The organism is Pantoea sp. B550, from assembly GCF_024158165.1.
GTDB classification, from domain to species: domain Bacteria; phylum Pseudomonadota; class Gammaproteobacteria; order Enterobacterales; family Enterobacteriaceae; genus Pantoea; species Pantoea alfalfae.
Map to the genome: position 1 here is coordinate 455,100 of NZ_JAMYXI010000003.1, position 15,210 is coordinate 470,309.

13 protein-coding genes are annotated in these 15,210 nt (G+C 56.5%); 7 read left to right on the forward strand and 6 right to left on the reverse strand.

The features are described 5' to 3' along the window. The first annotated feature begins 201 nt into the window (after positions 1–201). From NIM72_RS05270 to NIM72_RS05280, 3 genes are read left to right on the forward strand one after another with little or no spacing between them, the layout of a single operon-like run. Entirely contained in the window at positions 202–744 is a 543-nt protein-coding gene (locus NIM72_RS05270; protein WP_253419166.1) for a GNAT family N-acetyltransferase, read from the forward strand. Beyond that, a complete protein-coding gene (locus tag NIM72_RS05275; protein ID WP_253419169.1) occupies positions 744–1,898 on the forward strand; it encodes an amidohydrolase in 1,155 nt (384 codons plus the stop codon). The genes NIM72_RS05270 and NIM72_RS05275 overlap by 1 nt, the downstream gene beginning before the upstream one ends. Next, entirely contained in the window at positions 1,895–3,202 is a 1,308-nt protein-coding gene (locus NIM72_RS05280) for an MmgE/PrpD family protein (protein ID WP_253419172.1), read from the forward strand. Before NIM72_RS05275 ends, NIM72_RS05280 begins: the two co-directional genes overlap by 4 nt. On the opposite strand, the gene NIM72_RS05285 is transcribed toward NIM72_RS05280, so the two are convergent. From NIM72_RS05285 to NIM72_RS05300, 4 genes are read right to left on the reverse strand one after another with little or no spacing between them, the layout of a single operon-like run. Continuing rightward, positions 3,199–5,484 (reverse strand): molybdopterin-dependent oxidoreductase, encoded by a 2,286-nt coding sequence (locus NIM72_RS05285; protein ID WP_253419175.1) that lies wholly within the window; start codon positions 5,482–5,484, stop codon positions 3,199–3,201. The two genes, NIM72_RS05280 and NIM72_RS05285, sit on opposite strands and share 4 nt — an antisense overlap. A gap of 31 nt (positions 5,485–5,515) precedes the next feature. Continuing rightward, positions 5,516–6,277 (reverse strand): amino acid ABC transporter ATP-binding protein, encoded by a 762-nt coding sequence (locus tag NIM72_RS05290; RefSeq protein WP_253419178.1) that lies wholly within the window; start codon positions 6,275–6,277, stop codon positions 5,516–5,518. After that, on the reverse strand, positions 6,270–7,193 hold the full coding sequence (locus NIM72_RS05295; RefSeq protein ID WP_253419181.1) for an amino acid ABC transporter permease: 924 nt from the start codon (positions 7,191–7,193) through the stop codon (positions 6,270–6,272). The genes NIM72_RS05290 and NIM72_RS05295 overlap by 8 nt, the downstream gene beginning before the upstream one ends. Further along, complete coding sequence (locus tag NIM72_RS05300) at positions 7,190–8,086, reverse strand: ABC transporter substrate-binding protein (protein WP_161736724.1); 897 nt, start codon at positions 8,084–8,086, stop codon at positions 7,190–7,192. The genes NIM72_RS05295 and NIM72_RS05300 overlap by 4 nt, the downstream gene beginning before the upstream one ends. A gap of 678 nt (positions 8,087–8,764) precedes the next feature. On the opposite strand from NIM72_RS05300, the gene NIM72_RS05305 reads away from it, so the two are divergent. Further along, on the forward strand, positions 8,765–10,687 hold the full coding sequence (locus NIM72_RS05305) for a methyl-accepting chemotaxis protein (protein WP_253419184.1): 1,923 nt from the start codon (positions 8,765–8,767) through the stop codon (positions 10,685–10,687). Between the two features lie 337 nt (positions 10,688–11,024). Here NIM72_RS05305 and NIM72_RS05310 read toward each other — a convergent pair whose 3' ends face one another. After that, positions 11,025–11,291 carry a hypothetical protein gene (locus NIM72_RS05310; RefSeq protein ID WP_161736853.1) on the reverse strand — a complete coding sequence of 89 codons (267 nt, stop codon included), beginning with the start codon at positions 11,289–11,291 and terminating at the stop codon, positions 11,025–11,027. Positions 11,292–11,696: 405 nt separating this feature from the next. On the opposite strand from NIM72_RS05310, the gene NIM72_RS05315 reads away from it, so the two are divergent. Next, complete coding sequence (locus NIM72_RS05315) at positions 11,697–12,395, forward strand: RluA family pseudouridine synthase (protein ID WP_161736851.1); 699 nt, start codon at positions 11,697–11,699, stop codon at positions 12,393–12,395. A gap of 16 nt (positions 12,396–12,411) precedes the next feature. Here the strand turns inward: NIM72_RS05315 and NIM72_RS05320 are convergent, their stop codons facing one another. Next, complete coding sequence (locus NIM72_RS05320) at positions 12,412–12,951, reverse strand: DUF2058 domain-containing protein (protein WP_161736850.1); 540 nt, start codon at positions 12,949–12,951, stop codon at positions 12,412–12,414. 151 nt (positions 12,952–13,102) lie between these two features. On the opposite strand from NIM72_RS05320, the gene NIM72_RS05325 reads away from it, so the two are divergent. Then, positions 13,103–13,735, forward strand: coding sequence for a TetR family transcriptional regulator (locus NIM72_RS05325; RefSeq protein ID WP_161736849.1), 633 nt, complete (start codon positions 13,103–13,105; stop codon positions 13,733–13,735). A gap of 83 nt (positions 13,736–13,818) precedes the next feature. Then, the gene (locus NIM72_RS05330) at positions 13,819–15,201 is read left to right on the forward strand and encodes a D-arabinono-1,4-lactone oxidase (RefSeq protein WP_253419192.1); all 1,383 of its coding nucleotides are present in this window, start codon (positions 13,819–13,821) and stop codon (positions 15,199–15,201) included. Positions 15,202–15,210: the final 9 nt, after the last annotated feature.

Genomic DNA, 15,210 nt, shown 5'->3' on the forward strand with positions numbered 1-15,210 from the left:
ATTAACGAAAGAGCAGCGTTATTTCTTTTTTAAATACTACGACAACCAGCAATTTAAGCAATTGAAAACCGGCCATTCTTTATTCACAAATCTGCATGAGGATAGTTATTTTTCACATATAGCGACCCGGCTTTTTACTGTTAACCTGCCCCTCTGGCTGAATTAATTAACTGCTTATCAGGCAGTGTTCCGGGAAAGAATATGCAACTCGATTTTCGTCAGGTCAGAGAAGATGAAACAGATGTTTATCTGGCGCTGATGCATGCGGCTTATGCGCCAGTGAAAGCGCTGGGCATTAAGTTTGATGCCGCCACCGCAGACCGCGCTATGGCCCTGCGTCACCTGCAGAGCCACGGGGTGTATGCGCTCTATGCTGATGAGAAGATGGTTTCGTCAGTGACCGTCCGCTATCCCTGGGGGCCGCTGCCCGGCCCGTTTGGTCTGCCGCATATTGGCTGGTTCGGCGCGCACCCTGACTATCCCGGCCAGCAGTTTGGTCGTCAGGTGCTGGAACGGGTCGAACAGGCGATTCTGATCGGTCAGCTGCGTGCCCCTGCGGTCTCGCTGGGAACAGCCACCCGTCACCCCTGGCTGCAGGCGATGTACCTGAAGCGCGGCTTCCAGCCAATGCATACCCACGATCTCGGTAAAGGTCATCTCACCCTTTATATGAAGAAAGTACTGGACCCGGTGGCACACGATGCCTGGCTGAGCCGTCAGACAGCAGCACAAGGAAACCCCTAATGAGCATCACTATCCCCACGACATTAGGCGAATCGCTGATCGCCTTCCGTCACGAACTGCATCAGTTCCCGGAGCTGTCGAATCAGGAGTTTGAGACCACGCACCGACTGCGCGAGCAGCTGGAACAGCATCAGATCCGTATTCTCGATCTGCCGCTGAAAACCGGCCTGGTGGCGGAGATTGGGGCGTCAGCGGGGCCGCTGATTGTACTGCGGGCCGATATCGACGCGCTGCCGATTGAAGAGCAGTCTGGCGTCAGCTATCGCTCGCAGCGTCCGGGCGTGATGCACGCCTGCGGTCATGATTTTCACAGCGCCGCGGCACTGGGCGCAGCGATCCTGTTAAAGCAGCAGGAAGCGAACCTGCCGGGCCGGGTGCGGATTCTGTTTCAGGCGGCAGAGGAGACCGGCCAGGGCGCGCCCGAGGTGATGGCCAGCGGCGCATTAACTGACGCGCTGGCGATTTTCGGTATTCACAACGATCCTTCACTGCCCGCAGGCGTCATCGGTTCCAGAGCCGGGCCGCTCACTGCCGCCGTCGACCGTTTTGAAATTGCGATTACCGGTATCGGCAGCCATGCCGCCAGACCCGATCAGGGCAACGATCCGATTGTCATCGCGGCACAGATTGTCTCGGCGGCGCAGACGCTGATCAGCCGCAATGCCCCTTCTGCCGATAACGCGGTGGTCTCTATCACCCAGATCCACAGCGGCAGCACCTGGAACGTCATTCCGGACAGCGCCTGGCTGGAGGGCACGGTGCGCTCGTTTTCATCATCCACCCGCCAGCGTCTTGAGCAGCGCTTCCGGGCGATTGTCGCGGGTATCGCTGCGGCCTTTGATGCGCAGGTGAGCTTTACCTGGCACGCCGGGCCACCCTCGGTAGTCAATGATGCGCACTGGGCGGACTTTGCTTTGCAGCAGGCGGAAAGCAGCGGACTGGAAGCACGCGTGGTCGAGGCGAGTCCGATTGGTGAAGATTTTGCCTTCTATCAGCAACAGTTGCCCGGTGCCTTTATGATGGTGGGCACCGGTGAACCCTATGCGCTGCATCACCCTGCTTTTCGCATTAATGATGAGGTGCTGCTGCCAACGGCGCGCTATCTGGCCGACCTGGCACGGGCGGCACTCCTTTCTCCGGAGCAGCCACAATGACCCTGACTGCCGCGCTGGCTGAAGCGATCCTGTACAGCCAGCCGGATGCTCCGGCACGTGAGCATGCGCGCGAAGGCATCCGGGATTTTATGGCGGTGAGCTGGCCGGTGCTGCAGGGCACCGTACCGGATAGCGGTTTACCGGCTCTGCGCACCCTTTACAGCGACGGCAGCGTGCGTTCACAGGCGCTGCTGCTGGGCTATGCGGGACATGCGCTGGACTACGACGACTTTCATGCCGATTTTCGCGGTCATCCCAGCGTAGTGATCCTGCCTGCACTTTTCGCCTGCCAACGGGTTCAGCCCAGAAGCCTGGAGCCGTTTCTGGATGCTTACGTCACGGGGATAGAGATGGCCGGTCGTCTGGGGCTGGCGATCAGCCAGCAACACTACGCACTGGGCTACCACAACACGGCGACGCTGGGGACCATTGCGGCAGCTGCGGCGCTGGCGCGTCTGCTGGGGATGGAGAGTCAGACTACCGCGACCCTCCTTGGGATAGCAGCCACCCAGGCCAGCGGTTTACGCGCTCAGTTTGGTTCGGCGGTGAAACCGCTGCACGCGGGCTTTGCCGCCGAACGGGCCGTAACCGCGGCTCAGCTGACCCTGGCCGGAATCGATGGCCGCCAGCAGGGGGTCATTGAGGCCTTTGTTGCCGCCAGCAGCGCGGGCCAGGCACAGCCGGAGAAAGTGCTGGAAAACTGGGGCAGCCCGTGGCGGATCAGCACGCCGGGACTGGAATTCAAACCCTTCCCGACCTGCGCCGGTACGCATAGTGCGGCAGAAGCGGCTCGCATCCTGCGCCAGCAGTGGCTGGCTGCGGGTAAACCGCTGGATGCGCTGCTGAGCCAGATTGTTGATATCACCGTCGCCTTCCCGCCAGGCGGTGACATCGCTGCCTCGATACGGGTGCCGGTTAACGGTATTGAAGCGCGCTTCAGCCTGGAGTATGTGATTGCCGCCATGCTGATTTATGGCGATTTGCGCCTGCAGGATTTTGCGGAAGGCGATCTCAATCATCAGGTTATGCCGCTGGCCGCCCGTGTGCGACGGACACCGGATGAGAGTGCGCCGCCCGATGCGATCAATCCCGCGCTGCGCTTTCACGTCGTTACGCTGACGCTCGCGGATGGCACAACGCTGCATCAGCGCCGTACGCGCCAGCACTCGCTGGCGGAGGGGGTAAATGTGAGCAGCAAACTTCAACGGGCGCTGGGTGATGCGTCGCCAGAACTGCTTGCTGCCACTGCGCTGCATTCCACGGCAGAATTGCAGAGGCTGACCGGGGCGCTGACCCGACATTAGCGCGGGGGAACGAAAGCCTGAACCGGCGTGACCTCGCCGGCAAACTTCCGCACCTGCACCACCGTAATCTGGCCGCTGCACCCCTGCGTCAGCGACGAGGAGCCGATATCCATGGTCAACACATTGGGATTACCGTGGCGGCATAACGGACGGGCGGCAGCAGGCTCGACCGGATCGTACCAGGCACCGGTTGGCAGCTGAACCACGCCAGGCATGATGGTGTCAGTGAGACGCGCGCTGGCGAGCACATGGCCGCGCGCGTTATAGAGTTCGATGATGTCGCCATCCGCGATCGCCTGTGCTGCCGCATCGTCCCGGTTCAGACTGCAGACTTCCCGCCCGCCCCGCTTGCTGCGCTGGCTGTAATCACCAAAATCGAGCTGGCTGTGCAGACGCGTCGCGGGCTGATTGGCAATCAGCCAGAACGGATAGTCGGCACTGGGTTTTTGCTGCGGTTCACGCCATACCGGATGGCCGGGACAATTTTCATAGCCAAAGCTGGCGATAGTGGCGGAGAAAATTTCAATTTTTCCGCCTGGCGTCGGCAGTGGCGCGGCGTCGGGGTCGGCGCGAAACGCATTGATCATCCGCCCACCATCCTTTAACTGCGGCAGCTCCAGCACGCCCTCCTGCCAGAACTGACTGAAATCGGGTGTCTGCACCTGATGAGCGGCCAGTTTTTCCTGCAGCTGGCCGTAAAGATGCTGCAGCCAGCCACGCGCATCACGCCCTTCGCTGAATGCCGCTTCCCTGCCCAGCCGCCGGGCCAGGTCACGAAAAATCGTGTAATCATCCCGGGCTTCGGCGTAAGGCGCCGCCACCGGCTGCATGGCGATTAAATGGCGATCGGTCGGCGAACCGCCGATATCCTCACGCTCCAGCGTCATGGTGGCGGGCAGGACGATATCCGCATGACGCGCCGTGGCGGTCCAGGCGCTTTCATGCACGATCAGCGTATCCAGCTGGCAGAAAGCCTGACGCAGCCGGGCCAGATCCTGGTGATGGTGAAACGGATTACCTCCCGCCCAGTAAGCCAGACGAATATGGGGATAGGTCAGCTGGCGGCCATTATAGTCAAACTTTGTGCCGGGATTGAGCAGCATGTCGGCGATACGCGCCACCGGAATAAAGCGGTCAATGCCATTTTTACCCTGCGGCAGGGCCGGAAAGCTGACCAGATTATGATGCTTGCCATAATGGCCCAGCGCGCCCAGTGCATACGTATATCCACCGCCGGGCAGCCCTGGCTGTCCGAGCGCCGCCGCCAGCACCAGGCCGAGCCACACTGGCTGTTCGCCATGCTCGGCACGCTGCAAAGCATGAGCCACGGTCACCAGTACGCGCTTACCGTGCAACTGCCGTGCAAACTGACCGATCAGATCGCTGCTGACGCCGCAGATTTCAGCCGCCCAGTGCGCGTCACGGACTACGCCATCCTCTTCACCGCGAATGTAAGCGACCATCTGCGGCCAGCCGACACAGTAGCGCGCCAGAAACGCCTCGTCGGTTAACGCTTCCGCAATCAGCACCGCCAGCAGACCCAGCATAAACGCCGCATCCGTGCCGGGCCGCAGCGCCAGCCACTCGCCCTGCGCCTCTTCAGGCAGATCGCTTTTCAGCGGGCTCACTGAGATAAACCGGGTACCGCGCTGTGCCGCTCGCTGCATAAAACCGCGCTCGGTGTGTTCGCTCAGGCCGCCGCTGGCCACCTGCGCATTTTTCAGCGCCAGGCCGCCAAACGCCAGCACCACCTCGCTGTGCGCGGCGATCTCCTCCCAGCTCACGCCGCGTCGGGCGATCTCGTTCATATCACCGACAATGTGTGGCAGCAGGACAGATGCCGCGCCGGAACTGTAGCTGTTGACCGAACGGACATAACCGCCCAGCGTGGTGTTCAGAAATCGGTGCACCTGGCTTTGCGCATGATGAAAACGGCCTGCGCTTGACCAGCCGTACGATCCGCCAAAGATGCCTTCCGGGCCGTATGCTTCACCAACCCGCTTGAGTTCCTGCGCCACCCGCTGACTGGCCTCTTCCCAGCTGACCGCGACATACTCATCAGCACCACGACGCTGATCCGGGCCTGGCCCGTTTTCCAGCCAGCCACGCCGTATCATCGGCTGCGCGACACGCGCCGGATGATTGAGTGCATGACGGAAGTTTTGCAACAGCGGGCTGGGATCGGGATCGCGGTGGAACGGCTCAATCAGCAGTTGATCGTCCCTGTGCTGGACGTGAAAAGCGCCCCAGTGGGCGCTGTGCATTACCGGTTTCTGGGTCATGCTGATTCCTGGTTACAGAAAAAAACGGTGCCTAAAGCACCGTTGCAATAAAGTTTCTGACACGTCCGTTGTCCGGATTGTCGAGGACCTGCTGCGTCGGACCCGCTGCGACAATTCTGCCGCTCTCCATAAATACGATGTTGTCGGCAACCTCGCGGGCAAAGCCGATCTCATGCGTGACCACCACCATAGTGATACCGGAGTGCGCCAGCTGCTTAATCACCTGCAGCACTTCCCCTACCAGCTCCGGGTCAAGTGCCGAGGTCGGTTCATCAAACAGCATGACGCTGGGATCCATCGCCAGCGCGCGGGCAATGGCCACCCGCTGCTGCTGACCACCAGAGAGGTTCTGCGGCCACTCATCTTCGCGGCCAGACAGCCCCACCAGCTTCAGCAGCGCCAGCGCTTTGGTCGTGGCCTGATGACGGCTCTGCTTTTTTACCCGCATCGGTGCATCCGTAATGTTCTGCAGTACGGTGCGGTGTGGAAACAGGTTGAACTGCTGAAACACCATGCCAATTTCTGCCCGCTGGCGTGCAATAGCGCTGTTGTTAAGTTCGTGCAGCGCCTGGCCTTTTTGCTGATATCCCACCATCTGGCCGCCGATGCGGATCGTGCCGCCATCCAGTTTTTCAAGATGATTAATACAGCGCAGCAGCGTGGATTTACCGGAACCCGATGGCCCCAGAATTACGGTCACCGATCCGGCAGGAATATCGAGATTAACCTCGTCGAGAATGGTGACGCCGGAGAAGCGCTTGGTGACTTTGCGTAGCGCGATTGCTTCAGCCATTGCTCACGCTCCTTTGCGTTTTCGGCAGCGAAAAGCGCGGTAACGATGACAGCAGGCTGCGCTTTTCTCGCCGCGCCACACCGCGACCAAAGTAGCGCTCGACATAGTACTGGCCGACAGAGAGCACGGAGGTCATCAGCAGATACCACAAGGTTGCGACCAGCAGCAGCGGGATTACTTCATAGGTGCGCTGATAAATAATCTGCGCCGAAAACAGCACATCCTGCAGAGAAATCACCGACACCACTGCGGTGGTTTTCAGCTGACCAATAATCTCATTACCCGCTGGCGGCATAATGGCGCGCATCGCCTGCGGTAAGACGGTGTGACGGAAAATCTGCGCCGGGCGATATCCCAGGGCGCGAGCCGCTTCTATCTGTCCATTACCCACGCTCTGGATACCGGCGCGCACAATTTCTGCGGCGTAGGCGGACTGATGCATCACCAGCGCGATCACCGCCGCACTAAATGGACTCACCAGCGCATTAGACTGCGCGCTCCAGAGTTCGCCTAATCCTGGGATCGACAGCGCGATTCGGGGATAGAGCGCGGCGATGTTGTACCAGAGAAACAGCTGCACCAGCATCGGCACACCGCGGAAAAACCAGGTATACGCCCAGCTAACCGCCACCAGCACCGGGTTAGAAGAGAGGCGCATCAGCGCCAGCACCGTGCCAAAAGCGAATCCCAGCACCACCGAGATGGCCGTGAGCTGCAGCGTCATTAACACACCCTGCAGAATAGAGGGCGCAGTGAAGTTCTCTGCAATCACCTGCCATTCAAAGCGCGGATTGTTAATCATCGAATGCGCCATCGCCACCACGCATAACAGCACCACCAGCGCACTCAGCCAGCGACCATAGTAGCGTTTACCGACGATTTTCAGGTCGTCGGTGTGGTCCGGAGTTTCTCTCATTTAAAGATCTCTTCGTTGCGTCGGGCTTCGGTCACGGCACCAAAACCGATTCCCCAGTTATCGAGGATTTTCCGGTAGCTGCCATCTTTGATTAACGAATTCAGTGCCGCCTGTACGGCTGGCTCCAGCGGCGAGTCTTTCGGGAACGCGACCGAGACCGGTGCATCATTCACGGTGATTTCACCGCTCATGGTCAGCGGTTTGATCACTTTGGTCTGCCACAGCAGTCCTTCATAAGGACCGAGGAACAAGGGAACGCGACCGCTGACTACAGCCTGCACGCCCGCCGGACGATCCGGGAATATCGCTACCTTGATCGGTTGTTTACCGGCGGCTTCACAGGCTTTGCTGGCCTCTTCCAGCCGCGTCACCTGAGTCGTACCGGAGCCAGCGCCCACCTCTTTGCCACACACATCGCTGAGTGATTTAAAGGGGGCGATATTAGCGTCTTTGCGGGAAATAATGCCCAGCAGGCTGGCATTGTAGTAACCGACAAAGTCGATCTGTTTCAGGCGGGTCGGCGTGGCATTGATGTTTGACAGCGCCACGTCGTAACGTCCGGTCTTCAGGCCAGGAATAATATTGTCGAAGCCGCCGGTGTCGCGCCACTGAACGGTGATGCCCAGACGCTCACCGACCGCATTCATGATGTCGATTTCACGACCCGCCAGCGTTTTGTTGTCTTCTTTATAGAAGGTGGTGGGCGGCGTATTCGGGTTAGTACCCGCCACAATATAGCCACGCTTAAGGATATCCGCGGGTATCAGGCTTTTCAGCGCCGGATCGGCTTTGACATGTAAGCTGCTTTCAGCAGGCACTGACGGTTCGGCTGCAAAACTGGCGTGCGCACTGAGCGCGAGGGCAAAAAGGGGCATTCCTTTTATATATTTCACTGGAACCTTTCTCCTGATAATTAAAATGTTCCCCCCAGAGGGAAAAGTTATCGCGATCTGTTGTCCGCACCGGAAGCCAGCGAAGCTGCGGGCTTCAGTGCTTTTATCATCCTCGTCACGTTCTGTTGTCATTCTCAGTGAAGACCGACGGCGATCACAAATGCTAAAACCGGGATTATTTAGCCGGAATATGGCAATGAAGAGGTTTCTCCGCTTTTTGATCAGGAAATGAGATGTTGCAGGGCAAGAACAGGGGGCAGGTCTGCAGGCGCTGGTGAAAGAGTAATAGTTTCCGTAGTAGTTTGTTAGCGGCCGGAGAACCTCTGAAAGCGTCATTTTATTGATAAGTTTATTTTTAAAATCGCTGAAATCTTTTCAGGCGAATTTTTAACAGTCATTTAATTGATCAAGATCAATAAATAATGATTGAGTTAGTGCAAACACCCTTGAATGAAAACTATCAACCTCAATTAATTATATTAATCATTAACTTAAACAAAAACCCATCAATTAGCATGAAAATAATTACATCGTAAAACAATGGAGCTCTAATTAATAAGATTACTGAATAAATGATAAATACCTTTAAAGGATTATCAGAAGCTGACGATAAAAAGATCAGTATTGAATTATGTGAATTTCTTTCGTCTGCTTTGAACCTCAATAAAGGTGAACCTCATGGGCCTTGCTCAACGCATCTCCAGTATCAAAATCGGGAAAAAACTTGGCGTCGGTTTTATCGTCGTCATCGCGGCGTCTCTCGCCATAACCTTTATCGCTTTTGATTGTTTTCGCAGTATTAAAGACAACTCTGCACGCCGCACAACAACCGTGGAAATGGTGAATACGTTAAGCAAGGCACGTCTTAATCGCACGCTTTACCAGTACACCAAAAATCCTGAATTTGCCGCGAAGAACGTTCAGGCTCTTAAGGAGCTGGATACCCTTTATCAACGACTGAGTGGATTTAAGTGGGATGATGAAGGTCAGCAAAAAATTACGCTGATGGGCCAGTTACTTAATGATTATCAAAATCAGCGCCAGAAGTTCGTGGCATCTGCGGAGGTGACCTCTGTCGCCTTTGCTGCCATTAAACCGGACATGCTAATCGGTCTTGCTCATCAGTCTGAATTACTTGATATGGCTATGGCACCCGACGCAGCGCTGCCGGTCATGAAACTGGCCGCCGCGCTGTTTGATGCCGCGAATATCGAAAAAGCGTTTCTTGATAAGCCAACAGCGGCCAGCAGAGATGCGGTTATTGAGGAGTACACCGCCATCAATACGCTGAGTGAACAACTGGACAGTTTTAATCAGCCAGCGATCAATGCCGTCACGCAAAATGTCATCACTATCCTTACGCAGCAACGTCAGGCATTGACGCGTTATGTTGATGCTTCAGAGAAAGAAAAAAGCGAATCTGCGGACCTGACCACAGCTGCAGAGCGGCTCAATGCGGCAGTTTCTGATACTTTTGCCTTCCAGTCCCGGCTGTCTGCTGAATTTATCAAACAGGCAGAGTGGCGCATCGCCTTTGCTGCGCTGATTTGTGTCGTCCTGAGCCTGCTGATTGCCTGGCGGATTACACGCAACATTACGCTGCCATTGAAAGAGACCCTGAATGCAGCGCAGCGTATTGCCAGCGGTGATTTAACGACCTCACTGAACACCACCCGGGGTGATGAGCTGGGCCAACTGATGCAGGCCGTCGATGCGATGAACCTCAGCCTGCAGAACATCATTACCAATGTGCGCGATGGCGTCAGCAGCGTAGCGCGTGCCTCGGCAGAGATTGCAGCAGGTAATACCGATCTGTCATCCCGCACCGAACAACAGTCTGCGGCAGTGGTTCAGACGGCGGCCAGTATGGAAGAGCTCTCATCCACGGTGAAACAGAATGCGGAAAATGCTCACCATGCGAGCCAGCTGGCGACAGATGCGTCGGTGAATGCCGGACGCGGTGGCGAGATTATCCGTGATGTTATCGTCACCATGAATAACATCAGCCAGAGTTCAGGCAAAATTGGTGAAATCATTCACGTCATCAACAGCATCTCCTTCCAGACCAATATACTGGCATTAAATGCCGCGGTTGAAGCGGCTCGCGCCGGTGAACAGGGTCGTGGGTTTGCGGTGGTGGCCGGTGAAGTCAGAAATCTGGCCCAGCGCAGTTCGCTGGCTGCCAAAGAGATTGAAACGCTGATTCGCGAGTCACTTGACCGGGTTCATGATGGTTCGGAGTTTGTGGAACGCGCCGGAAGCACGATGGATGATATCGTCCGCTCGGTCAGCCAGGTCAAAGACATCATGGGCGAGATTGCTGCCGCATCCGACGAGCAGAATCGCGGTATTTCCCAGATTGCGACAGCAATGTCCGAAATGGATACCACCACGCAGCAGAACGCCGCGCTGGTTGAAGAGTCTTCTGCCGCAGCCAGTTCCCTGGAAGCGCAGGCAGACGAGCTGGAAAAAACGGTGGCGGTATTCCGCTTATCAGACGGGCAAAGTGCCCCCAGCCGGACTGCACATGCCCTGGCGCCGCGTTTAGTGCCCGCGATGCCGGTTAAAGCATCAGCCGAATCCAGCTGGGAAAGCTTCTGATACACAGCGCCGCTTTGACTTAAGCGTCATGCTAATACAGCCAGCCTGATTTAATGAGGCTGGCTGAAGTATGAATTGGCCACAGACAAGGCATCACAGTAATCACAGAAAAAAGCCGGCGCGGGAGCGTATTCGTCCGGGTCAGTTATTGTTTCAGGGCCGGCAGGGTTGTGGCTTCAGGAAAGCCTTCTTAAAGATGGGTATCAAATCGCGGTGGCAGGAGAAGTATCGTCCATGACAGTTTCTCCGGCCGGTATACGCTTCGCGCAACCGATGAGGTCGTCCGCTTCGTCGTTTTCCGGCCGGAGCCGGACTACGTCCACTGGCGTCAGTTCAGTTAATGCTGCTTCAGTTCTTCGTTCAGGGCTGCAAGGGTCTGCAGGTACGGCACCTGCTGTTGGGCAACCGACGGTGACTTAAAACTACTCAGCCAGCGCCTGGCTTCGGAGATTTGCGTCAGCCGATCGGGGTTGCTTTCAGATTTCGCCATAAAACCCAGCTGAGTAAAGAGTGATGCGATACTGATTTCTTTCTCGCCCAGGGCAAGGCTTAGTGCCGCTTCGCCAATAATGACGTGGCCTTTCTCGTCGATTTGAATTAACACAGAAAATCCTCCATTAGTACGAATTGATGACAACCTCACCAGAGACTGTAGTCGTAAAAGCAGGACCTGCCCGAATAAATCACTAAGAATCTCGCAACCTTCTGATAGAATACACTTAATGTTTTTTCCGGATTGTTCTGTTTGTCTCTGCCGTCCATCCTGCCAGACTGGCTGGCCTTATCAGCGACGGATGCACCTATGAAACTCTCTGTTCTTCTCACGTTGTTAGCCGCAACGGTTTGCTCAGTTTTTGCTGCCCATGGTGGATTCGGCACGCATCAGGCCAGCCATTCGCTTCCCACACAAAGTGGCGAAACGGTTACGGAAGAATAAGGGTGAAGTCCGGCGTCGTCAGTGAACCGGCAATCGGTTATGATCCCCTGCCATTCTGCTGCCGGTTGCCCGATGTCTGCCATTATCGATACGTTTATCGCCCCACCCTGCTTTGATGAGATTACTCTCCTGTTTCAGGACGATCATCTGCTGGTGATCAACAAACCCAGCGGGCTGCTGAGCCTGTCAGGCAAAAATCTGCAAAATCTCGACTCCGTGCATCATCGGCTGGTAACGCGTTTTCCCGGCTGCACGCTGGTTCATCGGCTCGATTTTGGCACCTCCGGGCTGATGGTGGTGGCACGAACCAAAGCGATTAATGCCGCCCTCTGTCAGCAGTTCAGCCAGCGCACGGTGAGCAAAACCTATCAGGCACTGCTGTGCGGACACCTTGCCGATGATGAAGGTGTGATTGATGCCGCAATAGCCAAAGATCCGGCGCTGTTTCCCCGCATGGTGATATGCGCTATTCAGGGCAAGCCGGCGCGCTCACGCTATCGGGTCATCGAACGCATTGATTATCAGGGTAAAGAGGGAAAGGCGTTGCCGGTTACGCGGGTTGAGCTGACACCAGAAACCGGACGCACCCACCAGCTGCGCATTCACTGTCAGCATCTGGGGCATCCGATTCTGGGCTGTGATCTTTACGGCGGGTTGTTACTGCCGGGTGCTGAGCAGGCAGAGAGGCTGATGTTGCACGCCAGCGGATTAACGTTTTTGCATCCTGTCAGCGGCGAGACAGTGCAGCTCTCTGCCGCCAGCCCCTTCTGACTGCATCAACGCGCCATTACCACATCAGATCATCTGGCACTTTGAAATCAGCATAAGGATCATCTTCGTCCTGAGCTTCTTCGCTTAATGCGCTGTTTAAGACGATGGCGCTGGCATCACGCTGGGCAATTTTATCCGCCACGCTGGCCGGGATGATGGCGTACTGGCTTTCACCATTCGCGTCAGCCGCCAGGCGGGCAATGGCGAGACGGCCATTGATCAGCTGAGCCTGCGTCGGCTTATCCACCATAATCTTTTTGATCAGATTATTGTCGGTGAAGTTGAAGCTGATATTGCCCCTCTCCACGGCAATTTTGTTCATTTCGATCAGCTGCTTGACCTGCGCTTTATACTCTTTCGACAGCACAGCCAGCTTCTGCTGCTCGTTCAGCTGCTTATCCCGCTCAAGCTGCGCTTTTTTGTTATCTTCCACTGCTGCTCTGGCTTCGCGCGCCTGAACCCGGGATTTCTTGGCGGTCCGCTGAACCTTGTCCATCTTCTTGCTGGATACTAATCCCGCTTTCAGCATCTGCTCTTGCAAGGTGAGTTTTGTCATTGTCGTCTCTGAACCTGTGAAATAATGCCCGGGATTATACCTGCAATCGTCCGGAGTGTGCCAGGTTGCCGCATTTGCCGCGCCCGTGGTTGCGCGCAGCCTCTCAACACTGTGCTAACATTCCCCGGTCAGAATCACCTTATTGAGCACCATGTCAGAACTCACAAAACGTAAAAATGACCCTGAAGGGCTGAAGAAACGCATTATTGCAGGCGCACTGAAAACCTTCGCTGAATTTGGTATGCAGGGTGCCAGGCTGGAGCAGATTGCTGAGCATGCGCAAACCACGAAACGCATGGTGGTCTATCACTTTGGCACTAAAGAACAGCTTTATATCGCCGTACTTGAGCAGGTTTATCAGCAGATACGTCAGCATGAAACCGGCCTGAATCTGGCGGCGATGGCGCCGGAACTGGCCATGACCCGACTGGTGGAAGCCAGTTTTGACTATCACGTCGAGCATCCCGATTTTATCCGGCTGGTCTGCAGTGAAAACCTGCTGCGCGGTCGCTACATCACCCAGTCGCCGCAGATTAAAGCGCTGAACCGCAGCGCACTGGATCTGCTGGATGACATCCTGGCGCGCGGTCAGCAACAGGGGGTATTTACTGGTGATGTGCAGACCATCGATGTCCATCGCCTGATCAGCAGTATCTGCGTGCATCACGTCTCAAACCGCTACACCTTCAACGCCCTGTTCAGTCCTGACAACAGCGAAGCCGAGAGTATCCGCCGCAATCGTCAGCTCGCTGTCACTGCAACGTTACGCTATGTCCGCAAATAAATGTCCGCCGCCCCGGCTCCGCTTAGCAATAGTCTACGCTTAGTTAAACTTGTCATTAAAATGCGATTATAAGGAATGCTGTTGTGAGCAGAGACGCACGCCTCTATCCGCTTCGCCAGACCCATGTTGAACCCAATGATGATGCGCTGTGGAACTGGGCGCAGAATGCGCAAATTGGCACTCATCATCAGGTTCAGCGTCCCGCCAGCGAAGCAGAACTACAGAAACTGATCAGCGAATCACACGGCAAAATCCGGGTGATCGGCAGCAAGCTGTCGCCCGGCCGGATGCTGCATGTCGCCGATAACGATGTACTGCTCGATCTCAGCGCACTGAGCGGTCAGCTCGCCAGTGATGAGCAGAGCGTGACCTTTGGTGGTGCCACCCCGCTTGAGCAGGTTTATCGCAGCCTGACCGACATGAACCGGATGCTGGCGTCATCGCCGGGTGTGATTGCGATTCAGACGCTGGCAGGCGCGATGGCGACCGGTACGCACGGTCAGGGTTTGCAGCAGAGTTCCATTGCCGATGAAGCGCTGGCCATACGGATGGTGCTGGCCGATGGCAGCGTGCGGGAATTTGTCCGCGGCGACGCTGACTTTCCGGCGGCGCAGGTCTCGCTGGGGGCGCTGGGCATTGTCACTGCCGTTACCCTGCGCACCCAGCCGTTTAAGATCTTTACCTGCCACAAAAATGCTGTCTCTGCCGATACGCTGGAAGAGGATCTGCTGCAGTGGAACAACGACTATCCGCTGAGCAAGGCCTGGTGGTTTGTTGACGACAACCTGATGCACGTCTGGAACGCCCATGAGGCGAGCGATGAAGAGCGTCAGCGCTATGAAGCGCAGGGTCGCCAGGTGGTCGAGCATGAGGGTGACGTTGATGACAGCCTCAACGACACCATCGACCAGACGCTGGCGCATATGCACCGCGACACGCAGATTCAGGGCAAAGGCGGAAAACAATTCCGTACCGTCACCCGTTTTCGCGACTTCACCGATGTTACCGGTGACATCTACCAGCTCTTCTGTCGCGGCATTGCGGTGCCACAGATTAATGTGGAAATCGGCGTGCCGCTGGCAAAAACCCCGGCCATCATCCGCCGGATTAAGCAGTGGTATGCGGAGAATCGTCCGCACATGCACTACCCGATTATTCTGCGCTGTACCGGCGCCTCGTCGGCCTGGCTCAGCCCGGCTGCTGGCCAGCCGACCTGCTTTTTCGGCTTTGTGGTCTATTACGCCGACGATGGCTCGCTGTCCCAGGAAGGGCTGCACTTCCTGACCGAAGTGGAAAAACTGCTCGCCGAAGAGGGCGGACGCCCGCACTGGGGCAAGTATTACGACGAAGAACGCTACAACTGGCGTGAGATCTATCCGCAGTGGGACGCCTTCCGCACCCTGCGCAGCCAGCTCGACCCGCAGGGCCGACTGGGGAACGACTACATCACGCCACTTTTTGACTGATTGAGGAAA

Excerpts from the sequence above, each read along its gene's own strand:
- NIM72_RS05320 (WP_161736850.1), bottom strand. The coding sequence starts at position 12,951 with ATGACAAAACTCACCTTGCAAGAGCAGATGCTGAAAGCGGGATTAGTA.
- NIM72_RS05305 (WP_253419184.1), top strand. The coding sequence starts at position 8,765 with ATGGGCCTTGCTCAACGCATCTCCAGTATCAAAATCGGGAAAAAACTT.
- NIM72_RS05295 (WP_253419181.1), bottom strand. The coding sequence starts at position 7,193 with ATGAGAGAAACTCCGGACCACACCGACGACCTGAAAATCGTCGGTAAA.
- NIM72_RS05290 (WP_253419178.1), bottom strand. The coding sequence starts at position 6,277 with ATGGCTGAAGCAATCGCGCTACGCAAAGTCACCAAGCGCTTCTCCGGC.
- NIM72_RS05270 (WP_253419166.1), top strand. The coding sequence starts at position 202 with ATGCAACTCGATTTTCGTCAGGTCAGAGAAGATGAAACAGATGTTTAT.
- NIM72_RS05275 (WP_253419169.1), top strand. The coding sequence starts at position 744 with ATGAGCATCACTATCCCCACGACATTAGGCGAATCGCTGATCGCCTTC.
- NIM72_RS05325 (WP_161736849.1), top strand. The coding sequence starts at position 13,103 with ATGTCAGAACTCACAAAACGTAAAAATGACCCTGAAGGGCTGAAGAAA.
- NIM72_RS05280 (WP_253419172.1), top strand. The coding sequence starts at position 1,895 with ATGACCCTGACTGCCGCGCTGGCTGAAGCGATCCTGTACAGCCAGCCG.
- NIM72_RS05315 (WP_161736851.1), top strand. The coding sequence starts at position 11,697 with ATGTCTGCCATTATCGATACGTTTATCGCCCCACCCTGCTTTGATGAG.
- NIM72_RS05285 (WP_253419175.1), bottom strand. The coding sequence starts at position 5,484 with ATGACCCAGAAACCGGTAATGCACAGCGCCCACTGGGGCGCTTTTCAC.